Genomic DNA, 25,926 nt, shown 5'->3' with positions numbered 1-25,926 from the left:
TTTTTCCTGTTTCGAAGGAGAGCAAGGTGCTCTCGCACGACCGCGTTTGGGCCGCCATCGACGCTCTTGCCGAGCGTTATTCGCTTTCGGCCTCCGGACTGGCCAGGCGCGCTGGCCTCGACTCGACCGCCTTCAACAAATCGAAGCGGCTGTCCTCAGATGGGCGGCCGCGCTGGCCGTCGACCGAATCGCTGGCCAAGATCATCGAGGCGACCGGCGCCTCGCTGGATGAATTTGCAGGACTGGTCGAAGGCCGGGGTAATTCCGGCGCACTGCCCGTGCAGAAATCGTCGGTGCCGCTGCTTGGCTTCGCCCAGGCGGGCGCCGGTGGTTTCTTCGACGACGCCGGGTTTCCGGCTGGGCAGGGATGGGACCTGATCGAGCTGCCGGCACGGGCAACCGAAACCTCCTATGCGTTGAAGGTCCAGGGCGATTCCATGCTGCCGCTCTACCGCAATGGCGATGTCCTGATCGTCGAGCCGGGAGCTACCATACGAAAGGGCGATCGCGTCGTCGTCAAGACCAATGCCGGCGAGGTGATGGCCAAGGTGCTCGACCGCCAGACACCGAAGTCGATCGCGCTGGTCTCCCTCAATCCCGATCACCCGGACCGCGACATCCCCATGCGCGATGTCGAATGGGTGGCGCGGATTGTCTGGGCAAGCCAGTAGGCGCGGGGCCGGTGCGTCTGCCTCACCTTGCCTTGGCTGTTCTGGCGATCCCGGCGATGGCCACGGCAATTGTCGCCGGCGGCCGCGCCGTCCAGAGCGAAAGCGGCGGCCCCTGGGAACAAATCCAGGTCGGCGCTGAACCGCAGCCCGCCGCGCCGGCTACGTCGGCCATCCCGAAACCAGTGCCGGCCAAGCAGGCGGCGCATTCGAGGGCAATCGATCCAGAAATCGTGGTGCCGCCGCAGCTCGGTTCCAACGAGCTTGAACGGATAGAGCCGCGCGCCCCGTTGAGCGATCTGGCATTGGCCGGACCGCCCAAGCCGCCAAAAACGAAAATGCCCGACGACTGGAAAGGCACGAAACTATTCCAGCCCGTCGCGTCGGCCGCCGGGGTCATCGAAGCAAAGGGCTATTCGATTGCGGTTTCCGGTATCGACATCGTCAAGCAGGAGGAGACTTGCACCGACGGCGGCGAGTCCTGGGATTGCGGCATTCGGGCGCGAACGGCCTTCCGCGCCTTTCTCCGCAGTCGTGCGGTGGTCTGTGCCGTGCCGCCCGAAGGCGGTCGTGATCTGATCGCCGCCGAGTGCCGGATCGGCAATCAGGATATCGGCCAATGGCTGGTCGAAAATGGCTGGGCGCGCGCCGCCAAGGGCGGCCCTTACGTAGAAGCCGGCGAGAAGGCGCGTGCAGCAAAAAAAGGCGTCTTCGGGCCGCCGCCGAGCGTTTCAGGCCTGCCGCCGCTCCCGGCTGCTGCGTCGCGATCCGCGCCTGTAGCGCCTAGCTCGATCCTGGAGGAGCAGGACGGCGCCCTCATGCCGCCAACTGACCAGCCAGCGCCCGCTGAATGAGCTCACGCGTTTCGGCGATGCCGTAGAGCGCGGCGAAGGAGCCGAAGCGCGGCCCGCGTTCCTGACCTATCAGCACCTGATAGATCATCTGGAAGAAGGCGACGGAGACACCGGGTCCGCCCTCCGGGCTCTGCTTGGAATGATCCTGGTAGCGTTCAATCTTGCGCGCAACATTGAGGGCAGCGTTCTGGATCGCCTCGCTGTCGGCATTAGCCGGCAGCGCGGCGAGCGCTTCCGAAAGCTTGGTCAGCGCCTCGCGCTCGACCGCGTCGGCGGCACGATACACTTTCGCCGGCTTCACGAAATCGTCGAAATAGCGGATGGCATATTCGGCCAGCCGGTCGAGCTCGGGATGGGTCGTCGGCGTCACACCCGGCGCGTGGCGCGAAATGAAACCCCACAGCACGCTCCTGTTTTGGGCATTCGAGGCGCTGACCAGGTTGAGCAGCAGCGAGAACGGAACCGGCAGGTCGACTGCCGGGGGATTGCCGTCATGCATGTGCCAGACCGGATTGCCCAGCCGTTCCTTCCAGTCCTGCCTCTGATAGGCAGAGAGGAACGTATAATACTCGTCCACTGCCTTCGGGATAACGTCGAAATAAAGCTTCTTCGCGGTTCGCGGGCGCTGGAACATATAAAGGCTAAGACTCTCGGTCGGCGCGTAAGTCAGCCACTCGTCGATGGTTAGCCCATTGCCCTTCGACTTCGAGATCTTCTGACCGTGCTCATCGAGGAACAGCTCATAATTGAAGCCCTCCGGCGCCGGAGCATCGAGCGCGCGGCAAATCTGCCCGGCGAGCTTGACGGAATCGATCAGATCCTTGCCGGACATCTCGTAATCGACGCCGAGTGCTGCCCAGCGCATCGCCCAATCGGGCTTCCATTGCAGCTTGGCATGACCGCCGGTCACCGGCGTCTCGAAGCGCTCGTCGGTGTCTGGATCGCGCCACACGATGGTGCCGGCGTCGAGCTTGCGCTCGTCGATCGCGACTTGCATGACGATCCCGGTCTTGGGATGGATCGGCAGGAAGGGCGAATAACTCAGCGCCCGCTCCTCGCGCAGCGATGGCAGCATAATTGCCATCACCTTATCAAAGCGCTCGAGCATCTTGAGCAGCGTCGCGTCGAAGCGGCCGGAAGTATAATAGTCGGTCGAGGAAGCGAATTCGTAATCGAAGCCGAAACGGTCGAGGAAAGCGCGCAGCCGTGCGTTATTGGCGGCGCCGAACGACGGATACTCATTGGAGAAAGGGTCCGGTATCCTGGTCAGCGGCTTGCCGAGATAGGCGCGCAGCATGTCCTTGTTAGGCACGTTGTCCGGCACCTTGCGCAATCCGTCCATGTCGTCGGAGAAGCACAGCAGTCGCGTCTTGACCTTGTCTTCGGTCAGCACGCGGAAGGCGTGGCGCACCATAGATGTGCGCGCCACCTCGCCGAATGTGCCGATATGCGGCAGGCCGGACGGGCCGTAGCCGGTCTCAAACAGCACCGTTTCGGGGTAGCCGCCGATCGCGTAGCGAGCGACGATCTTTTTCGCTTCCTCGAATGGCCACGCCTTGCTTTCGGCGGCGGCGGTGAGGACTTCCGGACTGAGATCGATCGGCTGTTGTTCGGCCATGATGCTATTCCTGCAACTTGCCGGCATCCATGCCGGCAGCCGCATGCTCTAGACCATGATCCCGAAAAGTGGAACCTGGTTTCAGGGCAGGACCGCGATCAGGCAAGAAGATTGAGAGCTCCCGTCCCAATTAGTCGGGATGGATCAAATTCCAAAGCGTGACCGGAGCGCCAACGATCGCCGCTCTTTTTCCTTGCCGCGCCGGTCTCTCATTCCTAACTTCGGGACCCATCTCAAGGAGTTCTAAATGCCATTGTCGCCGCACGAAGCCATGATCTACCTGATGGTCATCACTTCGGCGTCGGACCGCGACATGACCGACATCGAACTGGCGCGGATCGGTGACGTCGTTCGATCCTGGCCGGTGTTTGAGGATTTCAATCAGGAGCGGCTGGTCGATGTCGCCCAGGCCTGCCAGGAAATGCTGCAGGAAAAGGACGGGCTGGAGGGCGTCCTGGCGCGTGTCGCCGAGGCGCTGCCCGAACGGCTGCGTGACACCGCCTATGCGGCCGCCTTCGAGGTTGCGGCCGTCGATCTCGAAATGCGCCTGGAGGAGGTGCGCGTGCTGCAGCTCGTCCGCCGGGAACTCGATCTCGATGCGCTGACGGTCGCCGCCATCGCGCGAGCCGCCAAGGCGCGCCTTCGCACGCTGACCTGAGCCGGCAGTCAGAAAAAGCTGACCGGAAAATAGCGAAGATAGAACTCGGCGAACGTACCTTTCACCGAAATTTCCTGCAGCGCGTAGTCGAATGCGGCGGCCAGTGCCGGATCGTCGGCCCTGGTGGCGATCGCCATGCCCGAGCCAAGGTATTCGGGCGCCAGATAGGGGCCGCCGGCAAAGCGGCAGCAGCCAGCCGCATCGGAGCCGCCGAGCCAGAAGGCGAAACGCATGCCGTCGCCGAAGGCGGCGTCGATCTTGCCGGCTTTCAGCTTGCCATAAAGCTCCTCCGGCCTTGCGAAGGGGACGATTTGGACGTCGCCGAAATAAGTGCGCAGCATCCGCTCATGCGCGGAATCGGCTATCACGCCGACACGTTTGCTGCGCAGCCTGTCGAACATTGGTTCGGTCAGCGCCTGTGTCTTCAGCATGATGAAGCGTGCCGGAAATTGCAGGTAGGGGCGTGAGAATGCGTATTTCGACCGCGACTCCGGCGTTGCGGCGATGCCGGCAATGATCGCTTCGCCTTCGCCTTTCCCGAGCGCACCTTCGAGCTCGGCCCAGGGCAGCGCCTGGATCTGGCATTTTTCGGCAATGCCGAGCTCGGCGCAGATGGCGCGCGCCAGGTCGACATGGAAGCCCGACAGCCGGCCTGCCCCATCGAGGAAATTGAACGGCGGGAAATCCGTGGTGGTCAGGAATCGCAGCCGCGGCAGCATCGAAAGGTCCGGCTTAGGCAGCCGCTCCTTGGCGTCCCAAAACACCGGCACCTGCGGCTCCGCGGCGAGCGCATCAGCCGCAAGCGATTGCGCTCCGATCAATATCGAAATCAATGAAATGGATATGCGCCGAAACGCCACGCGACGACTCCGTCCGGTCTTGCCCCGACTTTAGTACGAAATAACACAGTTTTTTGTACGAAAATAACACAGGCACAACGGTTTTTGGTTTCATCGTGACGATTTAGGGATATTGTTTAGTGAGTTTGCAAATGACTGTGTGATGCCAGCTGAAGAGGAGCGGTAGGGCGTACAAAGGGAGCAGCTTTGCAGTCCGGGGTTGATGGCATAGTGCGGGTTGATCACTGCCATTGGTCTCAAGAGCGGAAGGCAACATGGGGTAGATGTTGCGATGGGTCATTTCGATCGTACCCTGGAGTTGATAGATCAGTTGCAGCACGCCGGTACAGCGGCCGCCGTCTGCGAAAAGCTGCTGGGGGTAACAAGCGGGTTCGGGCTGACGGCGCTCATGGCCGGGACGGTTCCGCAACCCGGCACGCCGAGAAATCGGCAAAAGGACCATGTGTTGCTTTGCGACTGGCCGGCCGAATGGCTTGAGCGCTACGTTGCGCGCAACTATGTCGATCACGACCCAGTCGTCAGTCACATGAAGCAGCTTCAAGCGCCATTCCAGTGGCGGGAAGCGTCTCAGGGCATCCGTATCGGCAAGAGCGGCGGCGATGTCATGGGTGACGCCGGTGAATTCAAGCTGCGCGACGGATTGGCCTTCCCGCTGATCACGCTCGATGGCCAGATCGTCATGGTGTCGCTAGGCGGCGAGGCTGTCGAATTGTCGGGCGCCGAATTCGGGCTTGTGTCGCTGGTCTCGACTTATGCGATTGGCCGCGCCATGCAGCTCCACACTATGGCGGGCAAAACCATCGACCATGTCGAATTGACGCCGCGTGAGCGCGAATGCTTGCAATGGGCCGCCGTTGGGAAGTCCGAATGGGAGATTTCACAAATTCTCGGCATTTCTGAACACACGTCAGAGAAACACCTTCTTAACGCCAAAAGCAAACTCGGTGCCGTCAACCGGGTCCAGGCCGTCGCGGAAGCGATAAGGCGCGGCTATATTAACTAGGTCGGCCGCGCCGGCCTAGAAATTCTTGCCTACGCGATCGCGTAATTTTTTCGGGGAAGCACGGCCGTATCTTCCTATTGAAACTAGGAGACGGCAAATGCTTTTTTCCCTCACGACCCAGGAATTGATGGAACGGCCCGACCTCTGGGAGGCAGTTCATCGTTTGCGTTACAGAGTTTTCGTCGAAGAGATGGGATGGACCGATCTGCAGCGCCCCGACGGCCTCGAGATCGATCAATTCGACCACGACGAGGCAGTGCACCAGATCGTCATCCGCAATGGCGAGCTCGCCGGCTACCAGCGGATGTTGCCGACGACTCGGGCACATCTTCTAACCGATGTGCTGGCGGACCTTTATGAGGGAACCCCACCGTCGGGCCCGAATGTCTATGAACTGACCCGCTATGCGGTTGCACCGGGGTTCCGCGACGGCCGGCGCGGCGTGTCGACGGTCGGCACGGAGCTGATCGCCGGCTTCGTCGAGTGGGGTCTGAAGCGCAACGTCAACCAGGTTATCATCGAATTCGAGCCGATGTGGGTGCTTCGCGCGCTGCAGCTGCATTTCCTGGCAACGCCGCTCGGTTACCAGCGTACCTATGGCAACCAGCAGGTGGTTGCCACACTGCTCACCTTCAACGAGCACACGCTCGACGTGGTGCGTTCGCGCCGCAACCACTTTGCGCCGGTGCTGGCCAGAGGGTACCCGGACATGCTCGGACAGAGACGCGCCTCGTGAGATTGGAGAGAGGCCATGAACGTTCATTCAAAAGCAGAATTCCGCAATCACACGCTGATCGTCACGGTATCGTCGGGTGACGGCCGCCCGGTGCTGGACAGGCTGGCCTATGAAAGCCTGGCCAGGACATTCCATGAAGCCGCTGCCGACGACGACGTCCGCGTCGTGGTCCTGCGCGGTCTGGCCGGGTGCTTCTGCCTCGGCGCCGATTTCTCCGAATTTCTCGACGCCACCAAACATCGGCGACTGATCGACGCCGTTACCGATATGTTTCGCACGCTGGCGACATTCCCGAAACCGGTCCTTGCCTGTGTCGACGGCGACGCCGTCGGCGTCGGCTGCACCATCCTGTTCCACTGCGACATGGTGATCGCCTCGAGCAAGAGCACGTTTCGGGTGCCGTTCGTCGATTTCGGCCTGGTGCCGGACGCGGCGACCAGCATCCTGGCGCCGCAGAGGCTCGGCTATGCCGGGGCGTTCCGCTTCTTCTGCCTGGGCGACACGCTCGCCGCCGAAGATGCCAGGGCACTGGGCCTTGTCGGCGAGATCGTGACGGACGCCAGCGTCGAGGAAGCCACGTTGGCAAGAGCCAGGCAACTCGCCAAGAAGCCTGTCGCGGCGCTGCAGCAGACGCGCGACCTGCTTAGGGGCGACACCGGCGCGCTCTGCGACCGCATCGACCAGGAGATCTCGCTTTTCCAGCAGGCGCTGCAGGACGACACTACGCTGAAGCGACTGCAGCGGATTGCCCGGCTGGCGGCATGACAGCCGCGTATCGATGAGGTGAGCTTATTTTTCGAGGAAAGTCGGCCCTTCGCCGATGATCTTCTTGTCCACCTTACCGATGACGTCGAGATCGCGGCCGTCATAGGGAAGCGACAGGAGAATGCGCCGCATGACGGCCAGCCGCGCGCGCCGCTTGTCGTTCGCCCGCACAATGATCCAGGGCGCGAACTCCTTGTGCGTGCGTTCCACCATCAGGTCGCGCGCCTTGGTGTAGTCGTCCCATTTGGTGATGCCGGCGATGTCGATCGGCGAAAACTTCCAGCTCTTCAGCGGGCTCCAGCGACGGTCGTGGAACCGCTCGAGCTGTGTTTCCCGGCCGATGTTCAGCCAGAATTTGAAGAAATGGATGCCTTCGTTGCGGATCATCCGCTCGAAATGCGGAACCTCGTCCAGAAATTGCTCGTGCTGCTCGGGCGTGCAGAATCCCATCACCGGTTCAACACCGGCGCGGTTGTACCAGGAGCGGTCGAAGGTGACGAATTCGCCCGACGTCGGGAAGTGGTCGACGTAACGCTGGAAGTACCATTGTCCAAGCTCGGTGGGTGTTGGCTTGGTCAGCGCCACGTTGCGCGCCGTGCGAGGGTTCAGATACTGGCGCAAAACGAAGATCGTGCCGCCCTTGCCGGCAGCGTCGCGCCCCTCAAACAGCGACATTACCCGCTTGCCTGTCGACTGCAGCCACGCCTGCGCCTTGACCAGCTCGATCTGCAGCTTCTCTAACCTCTCGTCATACTCCTCGCCCTTCATTCTCTTGTCGTAAGGGTAGCCGCCGGCGGTGAGCTTGCGGTCCTCGATCCAGTCGGGAAGCGTCGGAGCCTCGATGTCGAACTCCCGCTCCTTGCCGTAGATCATGATCTTCAGCGGCCCCGATGAAGCTGCAGTGGGGCTTTCCTTGGCGTTTTTCATCGAGACGAACCTTTCCAGCCTCCGGACTCATGCTATTGGAAGCCTTACGGCATCGGCCCGAAAATCGGAATCGATTTTCGGAAAGAACGATGCAGCAGATAATGCGGTAGAGCGTCCTTTGTGCGCCCAATTGGACGCACGGCGCTCTAGCGTCGGTCCAGCAGGAAGTTATTGAGCGTTGGCCGCACACGGAGCGCAGGCGACGGAGCGCAAATGGCCGATATCGGCACAGAGCGGAAAGGCAGGGCGCAAGCCGTCGCCATGCGGCTGTGGAACAGCCGCTGGCTACTAGCGGCCGGCTTCGTTGCGGTTCTGATCGTTTATGGTTTTGCCGGCATGTCTGGCTATGTGGTGCTGCTGGCAGGCGCCGTGCTGGTTGCCGCGGCAATACTGCCGGCCGGCGTCGCCCGTCAATCGACCGAAAATGCCGCGGCCGTCGAGGCGAGCGGCTTGCAACAACTTTCCGGCGAATATCTCGCGGCAGCGGTTGCCGATCCGCTGATCATTTTCGATCGTTCCGCCGCCATCGTCCATGCCAACGCCGCCGCCTTTGCAGCCTTTGGCGGGATTGCCCCCGGCATGTCGCTGTCGCTGAAATTCCGCGCGCCGGAAATGCAGTCCTTGCTGGATAATATCTTGGCAGGCAACGTTGCCTCGGACAGCGTCGACTATGTTGAAAGGCTGCCGGTCGAACGAGCCTATCGGGTGAGCGCGTCTTCTGTCGGTCACGCCACGGATCTCTACGTGCTGGTGTTCAAGGACCAGAGCGAAGCGCGCCGGATCGACAGAATGCGCGCCGACTTCATTGCCAATGCCAGCCACGAGCTACGCACGCCTCTCGCCTCGATTGCCGGCTTCATCGAGACGCTGCGCGGGCCGGCCCGCAACGACCCTGCGGCACGCGAGCAGTTCCTGCAGATCATGCAGAACCAGACCAGCCGCATGGCGCGCCTCATCGACGACCTTCTGTCGCTGTCACGGCTGGAGATGAAGCCCTATCTCAAGCTGGGAACCGAGGTCGATCTGCGCCAGGCCATCGACAGCGTAATCGATTCGCTTGGGCCGCTCGCCAAGGAAAACGGCGTCGTCATCGAGCGTGATTTCGCGGAAGGACCGCTCGCCGTGCCCGGCGATCGGGACGAGCTTTTCCAGGTCTTCGAAAACCTGCTGGAAAACGCCTGCAAATATGGTCAGTCGGGCGGACGCGTCGTGGTGTCGATCACGCGCAGCGACAGCGATACCGAACCGGGGATCGACGTCACTATCAGGGATTTCGGCCCCGGCATTCCCGAAGAACACATCCCGCGCATCACCGAGCGCTTCTACCGCGTCGACGTCGAGAACAGCCGGACCCAGAAGGGCACCGGCCTTGGCCTGTCCATCGTCAAGCATATCCTGACCCGGCACAACGCCAGGCTCTCCATCTGGTCGGAAGTCGGCAAGGGTGCGGCGTTCACCGTCCATTTGCCGGCTCGCTGACGCAGTACTATCTCTAGCCCATGATGGGCCGTTTCTTTTTTCTGTCATCCGGCTAGCGTATCAGCGGGGATTCGAGGGAGCGACTCAACCACAAGATCCCGGGAAGGCATTTGGTCCATGCAGTCCGTGCACATCGTCAGCGCCTATGACGAGGAGCTGAAATATCTGTCGAAGCGCATCGCGGCGATGGGCGGGCATGCCGAGCGCATGGTCGAGCAGGCCGTCGCGGCACTGGTCAATGCGGATCCGGGACTTGCCCAGAAAGTCATTCGAGACGACCTGGTTCTGGATGAGGGGCAGCGCGAGATCGACGATAAGGCGATCATCATCATCGCCAAGCGCCAGCCGATGGCGACGGATCTGCGCGAGATCGTCGGTGCGATCCGCATCTCGGCGGACCTCGAACGGGTAGGCGACCTCGGCAAGAACGTCGCCAAGCGAGTGGTTGCTGTCGCTGATGGGCGGCAGCCGAGCAGCCTGTTCCGCGGCCTCGAGGCTTTGGCTAATCTGGCGCTGACACAGCTCAAGGAAGTACTCGACGTCTACGCATCGCGGTCGGTGGAAAAAATCGGTTTCGTGCGCGACCGCGACGACCAGATCGATGCCATGTACACCTCGCTGTTTCGCGAGTTGCTGACTTACATGATGGAAGACCCACGCAACATCACGCCGTGCACGCATCTCCTGTTTTGCGCCAAGAACATCGAGCGCATCGGCGACCACGCCACCAACATCGCCGAGACGATCTACTATATCGTCACCGGCGACCAGATGCCGGCCGATCGTCCGAAGGGCGACAAGACGGACAAGATTATTCTTCCCGCAACGCAACCAGCGAAATGAGCGTCTCTCGATACTAATGCGAATTTCGGATTCGCCACCTGACCGAAAGTTGCGCTAAGCTTTCGACGCGCCGACTTCTCAGTTCCGCGACGAAGGCCCCGCCTTCAGGAGGCTGCGATGGAATATGTCCGCGAGTTTACTCCTGGGCCGCCGATGTCGGGTATAATCGCTTGCGGCGTCTATACGGCTGGGCGGCGCATCGCCGACATTCCGATCGAGGAAGCCGGCGAATGGGCCGGGAAGCCGGGCCACGTGGTCTGGATCGGACTGCTGGAGCCCGACCGCAATTTGTTACTGCGCGTCCAGGCGCAATTCCATCTGCATGAACTGGCGATCGAGGACGCCGAGCATCCGCACCAACGGCCGAAGATCGAGCAATATGGCGATGCCCTGTTCATCGTTGCCCGCACGGCGCAGTTGATCGACAGCCGTGTCACCTTCGGCGAGACGCATCTGTTCGTCGGCGCCGGCTATATCGTCAGCGTCAGGCATGGCCCGTCGACCTCCTACGCCGCCGTTCGCCAGCACTGGGAAAGCTGTCCGCATTCCCTCGCCAAGGGCGAGGATTTCGTCCTCTACGCCATTCTCGATTTCATCGTCGACAACTACATGCCCGTGCTCGAGCAGATCGAAAACGAGGTCGAGGCGATCGAGGACAAGGTTCTGCTGAAACCGATGACCGGCTCCGATATCGAGCGGCTTTACATGCTGCGCCGCGATCTCCTGCGCCTGCGCAACGCTGCTCTGCCGCTGGTGGAGGTCTGCCGGCGGCTGACCAGCGCCGATCTGCCGCAAATCCACACAGCCATGCATCCGCTGTTTCGCGACGTCACCGACCACATCCGCACTGTCCAGGAAAAGATCGACAGCCTGCGTGAGGTTCTCGCTTTCGCCTTCGAGGCGAGCCTTCTGGTCGGTCAAAGCCAGGAGACGGCGATTTCCAAGAAGCTTGCCTCATGGGCCGCCATCTTGGCCGTGCCCACGGCACTCGCCGGCATTTACGGCATGAATTTCAGCGACATGCCGGAACTGAGGATGGAATATGGCTACCCGGCCGTCCTGGCGGCAATTGCCCTGATCTGCACGTTTCTTTACTGGCGGTTTCGCAAGAATGGGTGGCTGTAAGGGTAAGGGAATAGGCAGTAGCCAGTAGGGAATAGGCAACACGGAAGTGAGTTGTTGGCGAAACGACCCTTGTGAAGCGCTATCTTCCCCTACTGCCCACTGCCTATCTATGCCGCCGCCGCTCCGATGCTGGCTGAAACGCCACGCGGGCGTGGTACTTGCAGTAGGGGCCGGTTTCGGCGGCGTCGTTGCCGCAGAAATGGAAATCTTCCGAAAGCGGATCGCCATTCGGCCATTTGCAGGTGCGCTCGTTCAGCTCGACGAGTTGCAGATGCCGCGAGATCGGCACGACGACGTTCTCGACCGGGCGGATATAGTGGCGCGCCACCGGTTCGGCATCGAACTGCGCCTTGAGCGCGGTCGCACCGATCGACATCGACGTGGTGGCATGGCGCGTGGCGCTTGCTGCCCGGGACACCGATTTCTGGATCGTCGATCCCTGTACCGTCTTCTTCTGGCGTGCCGCTGAGGCGGTCGTGCGTCCGCGACCGGACAGTTTCAGCCGGTGCACTTTGCCGATGACGGCGTTGCGGCTGACCCCGCCAAGCTGTGCGGCGATCTGGCTGGCGCTGAGGCCCTCCGACCACAATTTTCTGAGAAGTTCGACTCGCTCGTCAGTCCAGTTCATGAGACCGCGCTCCTGCTGAAACGTGCGGCAATCGGAATCCATTCCCGACCCGGCTTCTGCCGGGCAGACACCACATATATCGGGTGATTAGGTCCGCCGCACGAAATCTAGTTATTTCTCTACTACAATTACCTTATGCGCTGACTCGGTGACAAGAGTCCCAAGGCCAACACGAATCGGTTTTTTCGGTTTTCCCCAACTTGCCCGGTCGCTTATGAGCCGGCGTTATGCTGGAGGGCTTGCCGCACGTCCTTGCGCGACCTTTTCGTTGACTTCACGGCCGAAAAACACGATAAGCCACAAGGGCCGCCGCTTTGGCGGCTTTTTGATTTTTCCGGTTCCGGAGACGCATATAATGAGCGGTTCGGCGCTTTTCGAGACCTTTGTTCGCGCACCCCTGGCTTTCGACCACGGTGAAGGCACCTGGCTGGTCACCGATAAGGGCGAGCGATATCTCGATTTCGCCGGCGGGATCGCCGTCAATTCATTGGGCTACAGCCATCCGCATTTGGTCGCGGCCCTCACCGAGCAGGCCGCCAAGCTCTGGCACGTCTCCAATCTGTACGAGATTCCGGGACAGAGCCGGCTCGGCGAGCGGCTGGCCGACGCCAGCTTCGCCGACAAGGTGTTCTTCACCAATTCCGGCGCAGAGGCGCTCGAATGCGCCATCAAGACGGCGCGGCGCTACCACTTCGTCAAAGGCCATCCCGAGCGATACCGCACAATCACCTTCGAAGGCGCCTTCCACGGCCGTACCCTGGCGACCATCGCCGCCGGGGGCCAGTACAAATACCTGGAAGGTTTCGGCCCCAAGGTCGACGGCTTCGATCAGGTCGGCTTCGACGATGTGGATGCAGCCGAAAAGGCGATCACGCCTGAAACCGCGGCGATCCTGATCGAGCCGGTGCAAGGCGAGGGCGGCATCAGGCAAGTGCCGACGCAATCGCTGAAGCGGCTCAGGCAGCTCTGCGATCAGCACGGACTGCTTCTGATTTTCGACGAGGTCCAATGCGGCGTCGGCCGCACCGGAAAGCTGTTCGCGCATGAATGGGCGGGCGTCACCCCCGACCTGATGGCGGTGGCCAAGGGCATCGGCGGCGGCTTCCCGATGGGTGCCTGCCTCGCCACCGACGAGGCGGCGGTCGGCATGACCGCCGGCGTGCACGGCACCACCTTCGGCGGCAATCCGCTGGCGATGGCGGTCGGCAACGCCGTGCTCGACGTGGTGCTGGAAGACGGCTTTCTCGAGGACGTCCGGCGCAAGGCGCTGCTGTTGAAGCAGGGGCTTGCCGGTGTCGCCGACGAATTTCCGGATGTTATCGAAAGCATCAGGGGCACCGGCCTGATGCTTGGGCTTAAATGCCCGATGCCCAACACCAAGGTCACGGTGGCACTGCGTGACCAGCATCTCTTGACGGTTCCGGCCGGCGACAACGTTATCCGCCTGCTGCCGCCTCTCACCGTCACCGACGCCGAGATCCACGAGGCGCTCGAGCGCATTCGTGCCGGCGCCAAGAGCCTGGCGGATGCCATCGTCGCTGCCGCTGCGAAGTAATCCTGGAACTCCTGATGTCCCTTCGCCATTTTACCGATCTTTCTGCCGTTTCCGAAGGCGATCTACGCTTCATGCTCGACGACGCAGCTGTGCGAAAGGCAAGGCTCAAGGCCGGAGAACGCAGCAAGCCGCTCGAAGGCAAGGTGCTGGCGATGATCTTCGACAAGCCGTCGACGCGCACGCGCGTATCGTTCGACGTCGGCATGCGGCAGTTGGGTGGCGAGACGATCATGCTGACCGGCACCGAGATGCAGCTTGGCCGCTCGGAGACCATTGCCGACACGGCCAAGGTGCTGTCGCGCTATGTCGATGCCATCATGATCCGCACCACCTCGCATGACCGGCTGCTGGAACTGACGGAAAACGCTACGGTCCCCGTCATCAACGGGCTGACCGACGAGACCCATCCCTGCCAGCTGATGGCCGACATCATGACCTTCGAAGAGCACCGCGGTCCGGTGGCCGGCAAGACGATCGCCTGGACCGGCGACGGCAACAACGTGCTGCATTCGCTCCTGGAGGCATCTGCGCGGTTCCATTTCAAGCTGAACGTCGCCGTGCCCGAGGGCAGCGAACCGGCTCAGAAGCATGTCGACTGGTCGAAAGCCAATGGCGGCAAGCTGAAATTCTCCCGCTCGCCCGAGGAGGCCGTTCACGAGGCCGACTGCATCGTCACCGACTGCTGGGTGTCGATGGGTCAGGAGCACCGTGCCCGCGGCCACAATGTCTTCCTGCCCTATCAGGTCAATGCGGCACTGATGGCGAAAGCCAAGCCGGACGCGCTGTTCATGCACTGTCTGCCGGCGCATCGCGGTGAGGAGGTTACCGACGAGGTCATCGACGGACCGCATTCTGTGGTGTTCGATGAGGCCGAGAACCGGCTCCATGCCCAGAAGGCGGTCTTGGCCTGGTGCCTGGGCGCTTGATACGAGCCGCGATGATCCGGGCCGGCCTGATCTGCGCCGCCTTGATCTGGGTCGCCTTGATCCGGGAGTGGGTGGTGCCTATCTCAGGCGCATCACGCAAATCGAGCGCGTCTCGTCGCATGCGCCCCGGAGGGCGGCATCGCCGCGCCCCGGAGCTTTGTCATGTTGGAAACTCATCAATTGGCTGAACATAAACCCAAGCTCGGCGAATTCGGCTACGCCGGCGACGATCATGTCGTGCCGTTCGAGGTCGGCCCGCTCGACGTGCGCGGCCGCACCGTCCAGCTCGGGCCGATGCTCGACGCTATTCTCAGCCGCCACGACTATCCCGAGCCGGTCGCCCGGCTCCTGGCCGAAGCCTGTGTGCTGACGGTACTGCTCGGAACTTCGCTGAAATTCGAGGGCAAGTTCATTCTGCAGACCCGCACCGACGGGCCGGTCGACATGCTGGTCGCCGATTTCTCCACGCCGCACGCGCTGCGCGCTTATGCCCGCTTCGATGCCGACCGGCTGCAGGCTTTGACTTCTGCCGGCGAGACGTCACCGCAGACGCTGCTCGGCAGCGGCGTCCTGGCGCTGACCATCGACCAGGGCGCTCACACGCAGCGCTACCAGGGCATCGTCCAGCTCGACGGCGTCACACTTGAAGATGCCGCACGCACCTATTTCCGCCAGTCGGAGCAGATTCCGACCGACCTCCGCCTTTCGGTTGCCAAGCTTCTGACGCCCAGCGTCGGCGGTGCCCGCGAGCAATGGCGGGCCGGTGGCCTGCTGGCACAATTCCTGCCGCAGTCGGCGGAGCGTATGCGCGTACCCGACCTTCCCGGTGGCGACGGCGATCCGCGTGAGGAAATCCATGACCCGACCGACAATTCCTGGCAGGAGCTGCTGGCGCTGCTTGGTACTATTGAACCGACCGAGCTGATCGATCCGACGATCGGCGCCGAACGGCTGCTTTACCGGCTTTTCCACGAGCACGGCGTCCGCGTGTTCGGCGGCGTGCCCGTCGCCGACCAGTGCTCATGCTCGAGGGAGAAGATCCGCGGCATTCTCGAAGGCTTTTCCGCCGAGGAGATCAGGGACAGCACCGAGGATGGCAGCATTCACGTCGCCTGCGAATTCTGCTCGAAGCAATATGACTTCGACCCGGCGGAGTTTGCAGCGACTGGATGACGGCCCTCAATTGACGATGCGCCGCGTGCCCGGCAAATCGAGCGAGAACGCGGGGATGGCGACGTCGAACGTCTCGCCCCGCTTGTTGCGCATTGTGTAGTGCCCGACCATGATGCCGGACGGGGTCGAGAGCGGGCATCCGGACGTATACTGATAGCTGTCGCCGGGGTTGAGTCCGGGTTGCTCGCCGACGACCCCGGTGCCGCGCACTTCCTCGACTTTGCCGGTACCGTCGGTAATGTGCCAGTAGCGTGACAGAAGCTGCACGAACTCATCCGACTGATTGTCGATGGTCACCTGGTAGCCCCAGACATAGCGGTTTTGCGGCGGATCGGAGTGATCCTCCAGATAGAACGGCCTGACCTGCACTTCGATGTTGCGGGTGACGGCGCTGTACATAAACTGCTCCAAAGCAATGTAGATGGAACTTTCGATGCTCAGCGCAGTTTGGTCAATGATGCGCAGCATCTTCTTGCCCGATCTCAAGCGCAGGTGCCGAAAAACAATGTCATTTGAGTGACACATGACAATGATGGTGTGCAGGCTTGTGCCGGGCGACTCAGCGTTCTGTCGAATTGTTGAAAACGGCCGTCATGCGGCCGGCATTTCTGGAGTGACCAGATCTCGATGGAACCGACGTTCGCAGCCGCCCTCCTTTCGATAGCCCTCCTTCTTTCAAATCTCGCCAGCATCCTGTTAGCTTCGCTGAAGCTGAAGCGACCAGCCAGTATTGCACCGCCCGCGGCCAACGCGCCGCCGGTATCGATCGTCATCCCGGCGCGCGGCGTCGAGCCGTTTGCTGAAGAGACGCTGGAGCGCGCCTTCTCCCTCGACTGGCCGCGCTATGAACTCATCTTCTGCGTCGCCCATGCCGACGACCCGGTGGTCAAGCCGATCGCCGCCGCAATGGCGCGCTTTCCAGCTATTCGCGCCCGCCTTCTAATCGGTGACGACCGCATCAGCGGCAATCCAAAACTCAACAATTGCGTGAAGGGTTGGGAGGCGGCGCATTATCGCTGGGTCATCCTTGCCGATTCCAACGTGCTTATGCCAAGCGATTACGTCCAGCACCTGATGGCGGCGTGGCGGCACGACACCGGCCTCGTCTGTTCGACGCCGATCGGCTCGCGGCCGGACGGCTTCTGGGGGGAGGTCGAATGCGCCTTTCTCAACACGCTGCAGGCACGCTGGCAGTACGCTGGAGAGGCGCTCGGCCTCGGCTTCGCCCAGGGCAAGAGCATGTTGTGGAACAAGCCGATGCTCGATGCCAATGGGGGCATCCGCGCGCTTGCCGCCGAGATCGCCGAGGACGCCGCCGCGACCAAGCTGGTCAACGGGCTCGGACTGCGAGTCAATCTTGTCGCCTCTCCCTTCGAACAGCCGCTCGGCCGGCGCACGCTTGGCGAGATCTGGTCGCGGCAGGCGCGCTGGACGCGGCTGCGCCGCGTCACCTTTGCACTGTTCTTTGCCCCCGAAATCCTGATCGGCGCGGCACCGCCGCTAGTGCTTGCACTGATCGCCGCGGCTGACGCCGGCGTCAGCCTGCCGGCAACCGCCATCGCCGTGCTGGTCGCGGCCTACCTGCCGGAATGCGCCTTGGCCTCGACCAAGGGATGGCACCTGTCGCCGCGCACGATCCCGGCGATGATGGCACGAGACCTGATGCTTCCCGTCATTTGGGCGCGCGGATGGCTGAGCGGCGCCATCGACTGGCGCGGCAACGTGATGACTATCCAGACGAAGACTGTCGCGGAGCTGGAAGAGACCCCGTCCGGCGCCTGATCGGCACGTCCCCGCTGCCTCTGTTCGGCCAGCCCTTATCCGGCAACTCTCAGTGCCTGCTCGATGTCTTCGAGCAGGTCGTCGGCGTCCTCAAGGCCGACTGACAGCCTGAGCGTTCCCGGTCCGATGCCGAGCTCGGCGCGGGCTTCATCAGTCAAGTTCTTGTGTGTGGTCGTCGCCGGATGGGTGATCAGGCTCTTGGCGTCGCCGAGATTGTTGGAAATCAGCACGACGTCGAGTGTGTTCTGGAAGGCAAAGGCCGCCTGCTTGCCGCCCTTCACATCGAAGCAAATCAGCGTCGAGCCGCCCGACATCTGCTTCTTGACCACGGCCGCTTGCGGGTGGTCGGCGCGGCCGGGATAGATGACGCGGGCGATTTGCGGGCGCTCGGCCAGGAAATCCGCGATGCGGCCGGCACTTTCCGTCTGCTGGCGTACGCGTAGCGGCAGCGTCTCCAGGCCTTTCAGCAGCGTCCAGGCATTGAAGGGCGAGAGGCTTGGGCCGGTGTGGCGGAAATAGTCATGCAGGTTCTCGTCGATCCATTTCTTGTCCGACAGAACGATGCCGCCAAGACAGCGCCCCTGGCCGTCAATATGCTTCGTGGCCGAATAGACGACGATGTGGGCGCCGAGCTGCAGAGGTTTCTGCTGCAAGGGCGTAGCGAAGACATTATCGACGATCAGCCTGGCGCCGATCGAATTGGCAAGTGCCGCGACGGCGGCAATGTCGACTACCTCCAGCGTTGGATTGGTAGGGCTTTCCAGGAAAAACAGTTTGGTGTTTGGCTTGACCGCCTTTTCCCAATTGGCGATGTCGGTGCCGTCGACCAGCGTTGCCTCAATGCCGTATTTCGGCGCCAGCGTCTCGATCACCCAGCGGCAGGAGCCGAACAGCGCGCGCGCCGCCACGATATGGTCGCCCGCCTTGGCGCTACACAGCAGTGCTGCCGTCACCGCCGCCATGCCGGATGCCGTGGCGCGCGCGTCCTCGGCTCCTTCCAGCGCGCACATGCGTTTCTCAAACATGTCGACCGTCGGATTGGCATAGCGCGAATAGATGAAGCCCGGCTCCTCGCCCTTGAAGCGGGCCTCCGCCGCTTGCGCCGTCTCGTAGACATAGCCTTGGGTGAGATACATCGCCTCGGAGGTCTCGCCAAAGCCGGAACGCAGCGTCCCGGCATGCACGAGTGCGGTCTGAGGCTTCCAGTCGCGCTTCTTGGTCATCATTCCATCCAAACACCAAAATTGGTCCAAACAACAAAAAACCGGCCGCGAAAGTCGCAACCGGTCCATATGGCCTTGCGGCCCGACGGTCCTTTAGCGACTTGTTTAACGTGGCTGCAAGCCGACCGGCCAAATCACCACGGGATAACGAGCTTTAGACCCGCGCCACGCTTGCGTCAATTGCCGGCATGATTAAGAGGGTTGTACCAAGCAGGTGCCAAAGGCGTCCACGGTCGGACCTGCGACAGAACAAGACCTCGCCCGGCGTTCGAACGGAGCCAGACCCTTGCGGCAGACAGGCATTCTTCCCGATCAGGATATTTCCGCGCTGTTCCAGACGGGCGCGCTGAAGTCGCCGCGCATGCTCGATGCCGATCAGATCCAGCCGGCCAGCCTTGACCTCAGGCTCGGCGACAAGGCATGGCGAGTGCGTGCTTCCTTCTTGCCCGGCCCGGACCACAGGGTTGTCGACAAGCTCGACCGGCTGAAGCTGCACGAGATCAACCTCGCCGAAGGTGCCGTGCTGGAAACCGGCTGCGTCTACATCGTGCCGCTGCTCGAAAGCCTGGCGCTGCCCGCCCATATTTCCGCCTCCGCCAACCCGAAAAGCTCGACCGGACGGCTCGATATCTTCACCCGGGTAATGACCGACCGTGGCCACGAGTTCGACAAGATCGCTGCCGGCTATGAAGGCCCGCTCTATCTGGAGGTCAGCCCGCGCACTTTCCCGATCGTCGTGCGGACCGGCTCGCGGCTGTCGCAGATCAGGTTCCGCACCGGCAATGCGCTCTTGTCGGAAAGCGAGCTGCACGAGTTGCACCGCGCCGAAATGTTGGTCGCCACCGAACCACCCAACATCTCAGGCGGGGGAATCGCGCTGTCGATCGATCTCGACGGCGACAAGGACGGGCTGGTCGGCTATCGCGGCAAGCACCACACGGGCCTGGTCGACGTCGACAAGCGCGCCGCGCAGGATGTCGTCGATTTCTGGGAGCCGCTCTACAAGAGCGGTGCCGGCGAGCTGGTGCTCGATCCGGACGAATTCTATATTCTGGTGTCGCGCGAGGCGGTGCATGTGCCGCCACTCTACGCCGCCGAAATGACGCCTTTCGACCCGCTGGTCGGCGAGTTCCGCGTCCATTATGCCGGTTTCTTCGACCCGGGTTTCGGCCATTCAGCGTCGGGCGGCACCGGCAGCCGGGCGGTGCTCGAGGTGCGTAGCCACGAAGTGCCGTTCATCCTCGACCACGGCCAGATCGTCGGACGGTTGGTCTACGAGCACATGCTGAAACGGCCGCAGGCGCTCTACGGCACAGATCTCGGCTCGAACTATCAGGCGCAGGGTCTGAAACTGTCCAAGCATTTCCGCGCCGCGCGATGATCTTGTTCGCAAGCCGTCAGCCGCGAAACAGATATTCTTTCGCGGCGCCAAGGCAGCCATGAAACTGACCGACAAAGAGCAGTTCTCGCACTGCCAATCGCTTCTTCCCCCAAAATCCTCTGGTTTGCTTCTCGTCGTCAAGTGAGGCGCTTGAGCTGGACCGCAAGGGGAACAACTGCTTGCCGAGACATCCCAGCACATGGGCTCTGGCGGAGTCGATACCGCAGGCTCTGCCATTGTCGTTCAGTCTGTCAGCGCGGAGTGCGGACGTCATGCGATCCGCGTTGCGCATCAGAAAGCTCACTTGCGATTTCGAATAGCCGGTGGCCAGAAGCCGGTTAGTCATCGACATCCGGGCTTCGCGATAGGATTTTGCGCTGCATTGTCCGGCGCTGTAAGCCGACGGGGAGAAAAAGGCGAGGAACAGGACTAAACTTAGGGACACAGTGCCAATCCGCAGGCCGTTCATTTTCGTTCCTGAATTCTGTCACCAGTTTACAACGCCTTCACCGCCACCTTCACCGGCTGCTCGATTTCAAGCGGGTTGCGCAGCGGCAGGCCGAAATCCTGCGCCTCGATTTCAAATACGTCACCGGCCTCGGTCCTGATGCCGTCGGCGAAGGACAGCGTCGCCGTGCCGAACATGTGTACATGCACATCACCCGGCTGGCGGAAGGCCGAGTATTTGAAGTGGTGATGCTCGAGATTGCCAATGGTGTGCGACATGTTCGCCTCGCCCGACAGGAACGGCTTTTCCCAAAGCAGCTTGCCGTCGCGCAGGATGCGTGAAGCGCCGCGGATATCGGACGGCAGGTCGCCGATCAGGATCTCCGGGCCGAACGAAGCGTTGCGCAGCTTGGAATGGGCGAGGAAGAGATAGTTCACACGCTCGGTGACGTGGTCGGAAAACTCGTTCGACAGGGTGAAGCCGACGCGGAACGGGGCGCCGTCGTCGCCGATCACATAGATCCCGGCGATCTCCGGCTCCTCGCCGGCATCCTGGGCGAAGGCCGGCGACATAAGCGCCGCACCGGGCGCCACCGCCATGGTGCCGTTGCCCTTGTAGAACCATTCCGGCTGCACGCCGATCTGGCCCTTCGCCGGCTTGCCGCCCTCAAGCCCCATGCGGAACATCTTCATGGAATCGGTCAGCTGTTCCTCGCCGTCCGTGCTGAGCTTCTTGTGCATGGAATCGCGGGTCGCGGCGGAGCCGAGATGCGTCAGCCCGGTGCCGGTGAGATGGAGATGCGCCGGATCGGGATGGTTGATCGGCGACAGCAGCCGTCCCTTCTTGTAGGCTGCGTCCAGATCGATGGTTTCGCCGAAGCCCTTGCGCTCGATCAGGGCGACAAGCCCGCTGCCGGTGCGCGCGGCTTCCATCGCCAGCGAATAGACGCTGCGCGCGCCGTTGATGACGCGGGTCTTGCCGCCGTTGCGGGCAACGACGCGGATCGTCTCGGCGTCATCGAGGATCTGTGAGATCAGCATGGTAACCCTCTCTGAATTGCGGGCTTGGCGTGCCTTTCTTGGCAAACCCTGCCCAGCGCGGCTCGGACCGTTGTCCGCGCCTCGGTTGAAATTCTTCGTCCGGATTGCGCTCGCGGATCAGATCCCTCGAGGGACTTCTTTGCGCCGCCCGGCAGCGCCGCGATGTGACCCGTATGCCTCCTGGTTGCCTCTCAAGCCTTGTTCTTGTTGTAGACGTCGAAGACGACGGCGCCGAGCAGCACCAGGCCTTTGACCACCTGCTGCCAGTCGACATTGACGCCCATGATCGACATGCCGTTATTCATGACGCCCATGATGAAGCCGCCGACCACCGCGCCGATGACCTGGCCGACGCCGCCCATCGCCGAAGCGCCACCGATGAACACCGCGGCGATGACGTCGAGCTCGCTGCCAAGGCCGGCCGCCGGCACCGCCTGCCCCAGGCGCGCTGCGATAATCAGGCCGCCGAGTGCCGACAGCACGCCCATATTGATGAACACCATCAACGTCAGCCGTTCGGTCTTGATGCCCGATAGCTGGGCTGCCTTGGCATTGCCGCCCATCGCATAGATGCGGCGGCCGATCGTCATGCGTTTGGTAACGAAGACGAACAACGCGATCAGCACGCCCATCACCATGAGAACGATGGGGAGGCCCCTGTAGGTGGCGAATTGGTAAACGAGAAACAGCGCCAGCGCGCTGATCACCAGGGTCTTGACGACGAACAGCGAGAAGGGCTCGGCTTCGTAGCCATGCTTCTCGCGGGTGCGCCGTGCCCTGAGCCCGAAATAGGCATAGGCGAGCACGGCGACGAGGCCGATCATGATCGTCGTCAGGTGCAGCGTGAGGCCGCTGCCGACAATGGTTTTGCCGGCGGCGTTCACGGTTGGCGGTATCAGCGTCAATGGGCCGATCAGGTCCGGAATGAAGCCGGAACTGAGCGCCTTGAAGCCGACGGGAAGCGGCCCCACGGAGGACCCGCCACCGAGCAGCGCCTGGCAGATGCCGCGGAAGATCAGCATGCCCGCTAGCGTGACGATAAAGCTCGGTATTCGGTGATAGGCAATCCAGTAGCCTTGTGCCGCGCCGATCGCACCACCGACGATCAGGCAGATGATCGACACCACCAGCGGATTGCTCAATGGGCCAAGCGGCCAGATGACCATCATCATCGCCGCCAGCGCGCCGATGAAGCCGGCGACGGAGCCGACGCTGAGATCGATGTGACCCGAAACGATCACCAGAAGCATGCCCAGCGCCATCACGATGATGAAGCTGTTCTGCTGCACGAGATTGCTGAGGTTCACCGGCTTGAACAGCGTTCCGGACGTGGTGAACTGGAAGAACACCATGATTGCGATCAACGCCAGGACCAACCCGTATTCGCGCAGATTGGTGACCAGCGCCGAGACGGCAATGCGAGGTCCCTGTTGTAGATCCTGGGCAACGCCGGTCTGCGGCCCGGGAGCGCTTTCGGTGCTCATGATGCTTTTCCTTCTCCGCGGACGATGGCGCGCATTATCTTTTCCTGGCTGGCGTCGCTAGCCGCCATTTCGCCGACGATGCGTCCTTCGTTCATGACGTAGATGCGGTCGGTGATGCCGAGCAGTTCGGGCATTTCCGACGAGATGACGATGATTGCCTTACCCTCGGAGGCGAGACGCGCGATGATCGTATAGATTTCATATTTGGCGCCGACGTCGATACCACGTGTCGGCTCGTCGAGGATCAGCACTTCCGGATTGGCGAACAGCCATTTCGACAGCACCACCTTCTGCTGATTGCCGCCAGAAAGGTTGCCGGTCATCTGGTAGACGCTCGAGGCGCGGATATTGGTCCTGCCGCGATAATCGTTGGCGACCGAAAGCTCGCGCAAATCGTCGATCACGCCGTGGCGCGACACGCCGGGCAGATTGGCCAGCGTGATGTTGTGCTTGATGTGGTCGATCAGGTTGAGACCGTAGGTCTTGCGGTCCTCGGTAACGTAGGCGATGCCGTGTTCCACCGCCTTGCTCACCGAAGAGACGTCGATCGGCTTGCCGTTGAGGAACACCTCGCCGGTTATGCGGCGGCCGTAAGACCGGCCGAACAGGCTCATGGCAAACTCGGTCCGGCCGGCGCCCATGAGCCCGGCAATGCCGACCACTTCGCCCTTGCGGGCGTTGAGGTTGATGCCCTTGATGACCTGCCGCTCGGCATGGATGGGGTGGTAGACCGACCAGTTTTTCACTTCGAGAACGGTCTCGCCGATGTTCGGCTCGCGCGGCGGATAGCGGTCGTCGAGCGAACGGCCGACCATCGAGGTGATGATGCGGTCCTCCGAGATGTCCTTCTTGGCCAGCGTCTCGATGGTCCGGCCGTCACGGATGATGGTGACTTTGTCGGCGACCCGGTTCACCTCGTTGAGCTTGTGCGAGATCAGGATAGAAGTGATGCCCTGCCGCTTGAATTCGAGCAGCAGATCGAGCAGCGCCTGGCTGTCCTTTTCGGACAGGCTCGCCGTCGGCTCGTCGAGAATGAGCAGCTTCACTTCCTTGCTGAGCGCCTTGGCGATCTCGACCAGCTGCTGCTTGCCGACGCCGATATTGGTGATCAGCGTGTTGGGATCTTCCTTGAGGCCAACCTTCTTGAGCAGGGCGCTGGTGCGCGCCTCGTTGGCGTTCCAGTCGATGACGCCGTATCTGGCGTGCTCGTTGCCGAGAAAGATGTTTTCGGCGATCGACAGCATCGGCACCAGCGCAAGCTCCTGGTGGATGATGACGATGCCCTTGCGCTCGCTGTCGTGGATACCTTTGAAATGGCACTCGTCGCCGCGATAGATGATCTGGCCGTCATAGGTGCCGGACGGATACACGCCCGACAGCACCTTCATCAGCGTCGACTTGCCGGCGCCGTTCTCGCCGACCACGGCATGGATCTCGCCTTCCTCGACCATGAGCTTGACGTTCGACAGCGCCTTGACGCCGGGAAACGTCTTGGTGATGTCGCGCATCTCCAAAATCGTCGATGCCATTGAGAATACCACTCCTGCGAGGTCCGCAAACAATACCGGGCTGGCTCGCTAACGAAAAGGGGCCCTGCCTGCGCAGGACCCCAGGCTTTATAACCGCGATTACTTCAGTTCTTCAGCCTTGATGTAGCCGGAGTCGACCACCAGCGCCTGGTAGTTCGACTTGTCGACGTCATGCGGCGTCAACAGGATCGAGGGAACGACCTTGACGTCGTTGTTGTAGGTCGTGGTGTCGAGGCCTTCCGGCTTGCCGCCAGAGAGCACCTTATCGACGAGTTCGACCGTCGCCTTGGCGAGTTCGCGGGTGTCCTTGAACACGGTCGAATACTGTTCGCCGGCGATGATCGCCTTGACCGAAGCGGTCTCGGCGTCCTGTCCGGTGACGATCGGCCATGGCTGATCGGCGGTGCCGTAGCCTACGGCGCGCAGCGAAGCGATGATGCCGCGCGACAGGCCGTCATAGGGCGAGAGCACGCCATCGACGCGGCTGCCGTCCGAGTAGTTGGCGGAGAGCAGATTGTCCATGCGGGCCTGGGCGGTTGCCGCCAGCCAGCGCAGCGTGCCGACCTTGTCCATGCCCATCTGGCCGGACTTCACGACGAGGGTCTTGTCGTCGATCAGCGGCTGAAGAACCGACATGGCGCCGTTATAGAAGAAGAACGCGTTGTTGTCGTCCGGCGAACCGCCGAACAGCTCGATGTTGAACGGTCCCTTCTTCTCGGGATAACCGAGGCCCTTGAGCAGCGATTTGGCCTGGATGACGCCGACGCCGAAATTGTCGAAGGTGGTGTAGTAGTCGACATTTGGCGTCTTCTTGATCAGGCGGTCGTAAGCGACGACGACAACGCCGGCGTCATTGGCCTTCTGCAGCGCATCGCCCATCGTGGTGCCGTCGATCGAAGCGATGATCAGCGCCTTCGGCCCCTTGGTGATTTCGTTTTCCAGCTGGCTGAGCTGGTTCGGAATGTCGTCCTGCGCATATTGCAGGTCGACAGTGTAGCCCAAAGCCTCGAGCTGGGACTTGACAGCGTCGCCGTCGTTGATCCAGCGCTGCGAGGTCTTGGTGGGCATTAGCACGCCGATCAGGCCTTCGCCCGCCTGCGCCGGCAGCGTCATGGCCGCGATGCCTAGGGCCGCGACGGCGGCCAGTGTCTTGATAATCTTCACATTAACTCTCCCTGGTTGATGGACGCGTACCCTTGGGTTTCGTGGGCCGCGCAATCG

General features: G+C 62.0%; 25 protein-coding genes and 1 riboswitch. Of the genes, 14 read left to right on the top strand and 11 right to left on the bottom strand.

Translation table 11 applies throughout. From position 1 onward, the window contains the following. The first annotated feature begins 26 nt into the window (after nucleotides 1-26). On the top strand, nucleotides 27-671 hold the full coding sequence (locus NKJ35_RS00790; protein ID WP_352644339.1) for a S24 family peptidase: 645 nt from the start codon (nucleotides 27-29) through the stop codon (nucleotides 669-671). A gap of 11 nt (nucleotides 672-682) precedes the next feature. Next, nucleotides 683-1,522 (top strand): thermonuclease family protein, encoded by an 840-nt coding sequence (locus NKJ35_RS00785; RefSeq protein WP_352644337.1) that lies wholly within the window; start codon nucleotides 683-685, stop codon nucleotides 1,520-1,522. Here the strand turns inward: NKJ35_RS00785 and NKJ35_RS00780 are convergent. Then, nucleotides 1,485-3,140, bottom strand: a complete 1,656-nt coding sequence (locus NKJ35_RS00780) for a lysine--tRNA ligase (protein ID WP_352644335.1) — start codon at nucleotides 3,138-3,140, stop codon at nucleotides 1,485-1,487. The genes NKJ35_RS00785 and NKJ35_RS00780 overlap by 38 nt on opposite strands. A gap of 247 nt (nucleotides 3,141-3,387) precedes the next feature. On the opposite strand from NKJ35_RS00780, the gene NKJ35_RS00775 reads away from it, so the two are divergent. Continuing rightward, nucleotides 3,388-3,798 carry a tellurite resistance TerB family protein gene (locus tag NKJ35_RS00775; RefSeq protein ID WP_352506179.1) on the top strand — a complete coding sequence of 137 codons (411 nt, stop codon included), beginning with the start codon at nucleotides 3,388-3,390 and terminating at the stop codon, nucleotides 3,796-3,798. An 8-nt stretch (nucleotides 3,799-3,806) separates the two neighbouring features. On the opposite strand, the gene NKJ35_RS00770 is transcribed toward NKJ35_RS00775, so the two are convergent. Next, nucleotides 3,807-4,658 (bottom strand): ABC transporter substrate-binding protein, encoded by an 852-nt coding sequence (locus NKJ35_RS00770; protein WP_352644333.1) that lies wholly within the window; start codon nucleotides 4,656-4,658, stop codon nucleotides 3,807-3,809. A gap of 271 nt (nucleotides 4,659-4,929) precedes the next feature. Between NKJ35_RS00770 and NKJ35_RS00765 the strand changes: the two genes are divergently transcribed. From NKJ35_RS00765 to NKJ35_RS00755, 3 genes are all read left to right on the top strand, one after another. Continuing rightward, the gene (locus tag NKJ35_RS00765) at nucleotides 4,930-5,661 is read left to right on the top strand and encodes a helix-turn-helix transcriptional regulator (protein ID WP_254816321.1); all 732 of its coding nucleotides are present in this window, start codon (nucleotides 4,930-4,932) and stop codon (nucleotides 5,659-5,661) included. Nucleotides 5,662-5,758: 97 nt separating this feature from the next. Next, nucleotides 5,759-6,397 carry an acyl-homoserine-lactone synthase gene (locus tag NKJ35_RS00760; protein ID WP_023677342.1) on the top strand — a complete coding sequence of 213 codons (639 nt, stop codon included), beginning with the start codon at nucleotides 5,759-5,761 and terminating at the stop codon, nucleotides 6,395-6,397. 15 nt (nucleotides 6,398-6,412) lie between these two features. Next, entirely contained in the window at nucleotides 6,413-7,162 is a 750-nt protein-coding gene (locus NKJ35_RS00755) for an enoyl-CoA hydratase-related protein (protein ID WP_352644331.1), read from the top strand. 24 nt (nucleotides 7,163-7,186) lie between these two features. On the opposite strand, the gene ppk2 is transcribed toward NKJ35_RS00755, so the two are convergent. Next, nucleotides 7,187-8,089 carry a polyphosphate kinase 2 gene (gene ppk2, locus NKJ35_RS00750; protein WP_352644329.1) on the bottom strand — a complete coding sequence of 301 codons (903 nt, stop codon included), beginning with the start codon at nucleotides 8,087-8,089 and terminating at the stop codon, nucleotides 7,187-7,189. Between the two features lie 213 nt (nucleotides 8,090-8,302). Between ppk2 and NKJ35_RS00745 the strand changes: the two genes are divergently transcribed. The 3 genes from NKJ35_RS00745 (at nucleotide 8,303) to NKJ35_RS00735 (ending at nucleotide 11,536) form a co-directional block, all read left to right on the top strand. After that, nucleotides 8,303-9,568 (top strand): sensor histidine kinase, encoded by a 1,266-nt coding sequence (locus NKJ35_RS00745; RefSeq protein ID WP_352644327.1) that lies wholly within the window; start codon nucleotides 8,303-8,305, stop codon nucleotides 9,566-9,568. A 117-nt stretch (nucleotides 9,569-9,685) separates the two neighbouring features. Further along, nucleotides 9,686-10,411: a phosphate signaling complex protein PhoU gene (phoU, locus tag NKJ35_RS00740; RefSeq protein ID WP_254816325.1), complete on the top strand. Its 726-nt coding sequence runs from the start codon at nucleotides 9,686-9,688 to the stop codon at nucleotides 10,409-10,411. Between the two features lie 117 nt (nucleotides 10,412-10,528). Next, nucleotides 10,529-11,536 carry a magnesium and cobalt transport protein CorA gene (locus NKJ35_RS00735; protein WP_254816326.1) on the top strand — a complete coding sequence of 336 codons (1,008 nt, stop codon included), beginning with the start codon at nucleotides 10,529-10,531 and terminating at the stop codon, nucleotides 11,534-11,536. A gap of 103 nt (nucleotides 11,537-11,639) precedes the next feature. Here NKJ35_RS00735 and NKJ35_RS00730 read toward each other — a convergent pair whose 3' ends face one another. Then, nucleotides 11,640-12,164 (bottom strand): GcrA family cell cycle regulator, encoded by a 525-nt coding sequence (locus tag NKJ35_RS00730; protein ID WP_352644324.1) that lies wholly within the window; start codon nucleotides 12,162-12,164, stop codon nucleotides 11,640-11,642. A 355-nt stretch (nucleotides 12,165-12,519) separates the two neighbouring features. Between NKJ35_RS00730 and NKJ35_RS00725 the strand changes: the two genes are divergently transcribed. From NKJ35_RS00725 to NKJ35_RS00715, 3 genes are all read left to right on the top strand, one after another. After that, nucleotides 12,520-13,719, top strand: a complete 1,200-nt coding sequence (locus NKJ35_RS00725; protein WP_352644322.1) for an aspartate aminotransferase family protein — start codon at nucleotides 12,520-12,522, stop codon at nucleotides 13,717-13,719. Between the two features lie 14 nt (nucleotides 13,720-13,733). Next, nucleotides 13,734-14,645, top strand: coding sequence for an ornithine carbamoyltransferase (gene argF, locus NKJ35_RS00720; protein WP_031211966.1), 912 nt, complete (start codon nucleotides 13,734-13,736; stop codon nucleotides 14,643-14,645). A gap of 162 nt (nucleotides 14,646-14,807) precedes the next feature. After that, the gene (locus tag NKJ35_RS00715) at nucleotides 14,808-15,818 is read left to right on the top strand and encodes an Hsp33 family molecular chaperone (protein ID WP_352644320.1); all 1,011 of its coding nucleotides are present in this window, start codon (nucleotides 14,808-14,810) and stop codon (nucleotides 15,816-15,818) included. 6 nt (nucleotides 15,819-15,824) lie between these two features. Here NKJ35_RS00715 and apaG read toward each other — a convergent pair whose 3' ends face one another. After that, nucleotides 15,825-16,217, bottom strand: coding sequence for a Co2+/Mg2+ efflux facilitator ApaG/CorD (gene apaG, locus NKJ35_RS00710; RefSeq protein WP_352644318.1), 393 nt, complete (start codon nucleotides 16,215-16,217; stop codon nucleotides 15,825-15,827). A 228-nt stretch (nucleotides 16,218-16,445) separates the two neighbouring features. Here apaG and NKJ35_RS00705 point away from each other — a divergent pair, with 228 nt between their 5' ends. Then, nucleotides 16,446-17,600, top strand: coding sequence for a glycosyltransferase (locus NKJ35_RS00705; protein WP_352644316.1), 1,155 nt, complete (start codon nucleotides 16,446-16,448; stop codon nucleotides 17,598-17,600). Between the two features lie 35 nt (nucleotides 17,601-17,635). Here NKJ35_RS00705 and NKJ35_RS00700 read toward each other — a convergent pair whose 3' ends face one another. Further along, nucleotides 17,636-18,826 (bottom strand): O-succinylhomoserine sulfhydrylase, encoded by a 1,191-nt coding sequence (locus NKJ35_RS00700; RefSeq protein ID WP_254816333.1) that lies wholly within the window; start codon nucleotides 18,824-18,826, stop codon nucleotides 17,636-17,638. Nucleotides 18,827-18,896: 70 nt separating this feature from the next. Next, nucleotides 18,897-18,974: riboswitch (SAM riboswitch) on the bottom strand. Between the two features lie 135 nt (nucleotides 18,975-19,109). Between NKJ35_RS00700 and NKJ35_RS00695 the strand changes: the two genes are divergently transcribed. Next, entirely contained in the window at nucleotides 19,110-20,204 is a 1,095-nt protein-coding gene (locus NKJ35_RS00695; protein WP_352644314.1) for a 2'-deoxycytidine 5'-triphosphate deaminase, read from the top strand. 16 nt (nucleotides 20,205-20,220) lie between these two features. Here NKJ35_RS00695 and NKJ35_RS00690 read toward each other — a convergent pair whose 3' ends face one another. The 5 genes from NKJ35_RS00690 to chvE form a co-directional block, all read right to left on the bottom strand. After that, nucleotides 20,221-20,673: a hypothetical protein gene (locus NKJ35_RS00690; protein WP_352475921.1), complete on the bottom strand. Its 453-nt coding sequence runs from the start codon at nucleotides 20,671-20,673 to the stop codon at nucleotides 20,221-20,223. Between the two features lie 26 nt (nucleotides 20,674-20,699). Continuing rightward, nucleotides 20,700-21,692, bottom strand: coding sequence for an AraD1 family protein (araD1, locus tag NKJ35_RS00685; protein ID WP_254816336.1), 993 nt, complete (start codon nucleotides 21,690-21,692; stop codon nucleotides 20,700-20,702). 191 nt (nucleotides 21,693-21,883) lie between these two features. Next, nucleotides 21,884-23,176 carry a multiple monosaccharide ABC transporter permease gene (gene mmsB, locus NKJ35_RS00680; RefSeq protein WP_352644311.1) on the bottom strand — a complete coding sequence of 431 codons (1,293 nt, stop codon included), beginning with the start codon at nucleotides 23,174-23,176 and terminating at the stop codon, nucleotides 21,884-21,886. Continuing rightward, nucleotides 23,173-24,705 carry a multiple monosaccharide ABC transporter ATP-binding protein gene (gene mmsA, locus NKJ35_RS00675; RefSeq protein ID WP_254816338.1) on the bottom strand — a complete coding sequence of 511 codons (1,533 nt, stop codon included), beginning with the start codon at nucleotides 24,703-24,705 and terminating at the stop codon, nucleotides 23,173-23,175. Before mmsA ends, mmsB begins: the two co-directional genes overlap by 4 nt. A gap of 99 nt (nucleotides 24,706-24,804) precedes the next feature. Further along, complete coding sequence (chvE, locus tag NKJ35_RS00670; RefSeq protein ID WP_254816339.1) at nucleotides 24,805-25,869, bottom strand: multiple monosaccharide ABC transporter substrate-binding protein; 1,065 nt, start codon at nucleotides 25,867-25,869, stop codon at nucleotides 24,805-24,807. Between the last annotated feature and the right edge of the window lie 57 nt (nucleotides 25,870-25,926).

Origin of the sequence: Mesorhizobium sp. M0136 (genome assembly GCF_040322515.1) — a bacterium.
Taxonomy (GTDB): domain Bacteria; phylum Pseudomonadota; class Alphaproteobacteria; order Rhizobiales; family Rhizobiaceae; genus Mesorhizobium.
Note: the sequence above shows the minus strand (reverse complement) of the source record. Positions and strands in the feature narration are given on the sequence as shown.

What these genes read in the sequence shown, in the direction of transcription:
- NKJ35_RS00780 (WP_352644335.1), bottom strand. Translation starts at nt 3,140, where the DNA reads ATGGCCGAACAACAGCCGATCGATCTCAGTCCGGAAGTCCTCACCGCC.
- NKJ35_RS00775 (WP_352506179.1), top strand. Translation starts at nt 3,388, where the DNA reads ATGCCATTGTCGCCGCACGAAGCCATGATCTACCTGATGGTCATCACT.
- NKJ35_RS00765 (WP_254816321.1), top strand. Translation starts at nt 4,930, where the DNA reads ATGGGTCATTTCGATCGTACCCTGGAGTTGATAGATCAGTTGCAGCAC.
- NKJ35_RS00760 (WP_023677342.1), top strand. Translation starts at nt 5,759, where the DNA reads ATGCTTTTTTCCCTCACGACCCAGGAATTGATGGAACGGCCCGACCTC.
- NKJ35_RS00755 (WP_352644331.1), top strand. Translation starts at nt 6,413, where the DNA reads ATGAACGTTCATTCAAAAGCAGAATTCCGCAATCACACGCTGATCGTC.
- ppk2 (WP_352644329.1), bottom strand. Translation starts at nt 8,089, where the DNA reads ATGAAAAACGCCAAGGAAAGCCCCACTGCAGCTTCATCGGGGCCGCTG.
- NKJ35_RS00745 (WP_352644327.1), top strand. Translation starts at nt 8,303, where the DNA reads ATGGCCGATATCGGCACAGAGCGGAAAGGCAGGGCGCAAGCCGTCGCC.
- phoU (WP_254816325.1), top strand. Translation starts at nt 9,686, where the DNA reads ATGCAGTCCGTGCACATCGTCAGCGCCTATGACGAGGAGCTGAAATAT.
- NKJ35_RS00735 (WP_254816326.1), top strand. Translation starts at nt 10,529, where the DNA reads ATGGAATATGTCCGCGAGTTTACTCCTGGGCCGCCGATGTCGGGTATA.
- NKJ35_RS00730 (WP_352644324.1), bottom strand. Translation starts at nt 12,164, where the DNA reads ATGAACTGGACTGACGAGCGAGTCGAACTTCTCAGAAAATTGTGGTCG.
- NKJ35_RS00725 (WP_352644322.1), top strand. Translation starts at nt 12,520, where the DNA reads ATGAGCGGTTCGGCGCTTTTCGAGACCTTTGTTCGCGCACCCCTGGCT.
- argF (WP_031211966.1), top strand. Translation starts at nt 13,734, where the DNA reads ATGTCCCTTCGCCATTTTACCGATCTTTCTGCCGTTTCCGAAGGCGAT.
- NKJ35_RS00715 (WP_352644320.1), top strand. Translation starts at nt 14,808, where the DNA reads ATGTTGGAAACTCATCAATTGGCTGAACATAAACCCAAGCTCGGCGAA.
- apaG (WP_352644318.1), bottom strand. Translation starts at nt 16,217, where the DNA reads ATGTACAGCGCCGTCACCCGCAACATCGAAGTGCAGGTCAGGCCGTTC.
- NKJ35_RS00705 (WP_352644316.1), top strand. Translation starts at nt 16,446, where the DNA reads ATGGAACCGACGTTCGCAGCCGCCCTCCTTTCGATAGCCCTCCTTCTT.
- NKJ35_RS00700 (WP_254816333.1), bottom strand. Translation starts at nt 18,826, where the DNA reads ATGATGACCAAGAAGCGCGACTGGAAGCCTCAGACCGCACTCGTGCAT.
- NKJ35_RS00690 (WP_352475921.1), bottom strand. Translation starts at nt 20,673, where the DNA reads ATGAACGGCCTGCGGATTGGCACTGTGTCCCTAAGTTTAGTCCTGTTC.
- araD1 (WP_254816336.1), bottom strand. Translation starts at nt 21,692, where the DNA reads ATGCTGATCTCACAGATCCTCGATGACGCCGAGACGATCCGCGTCGTT.
- mmsB (WP_352644311.1), bottom strand. Translation starts at nt 23,176, where the DNA reads ATGAGCACCGAAAGCGCTCCCGGGCCGCAGACCGGCGTTGCCCAGGAT.
- mmsA (WP_254816338.1), bottom strand. Translation starts at nt 24,705, where the DNA reads ATGGCATCGACGATTTTGGAGATGCGCGACATCACCAAGACGTTTCCC.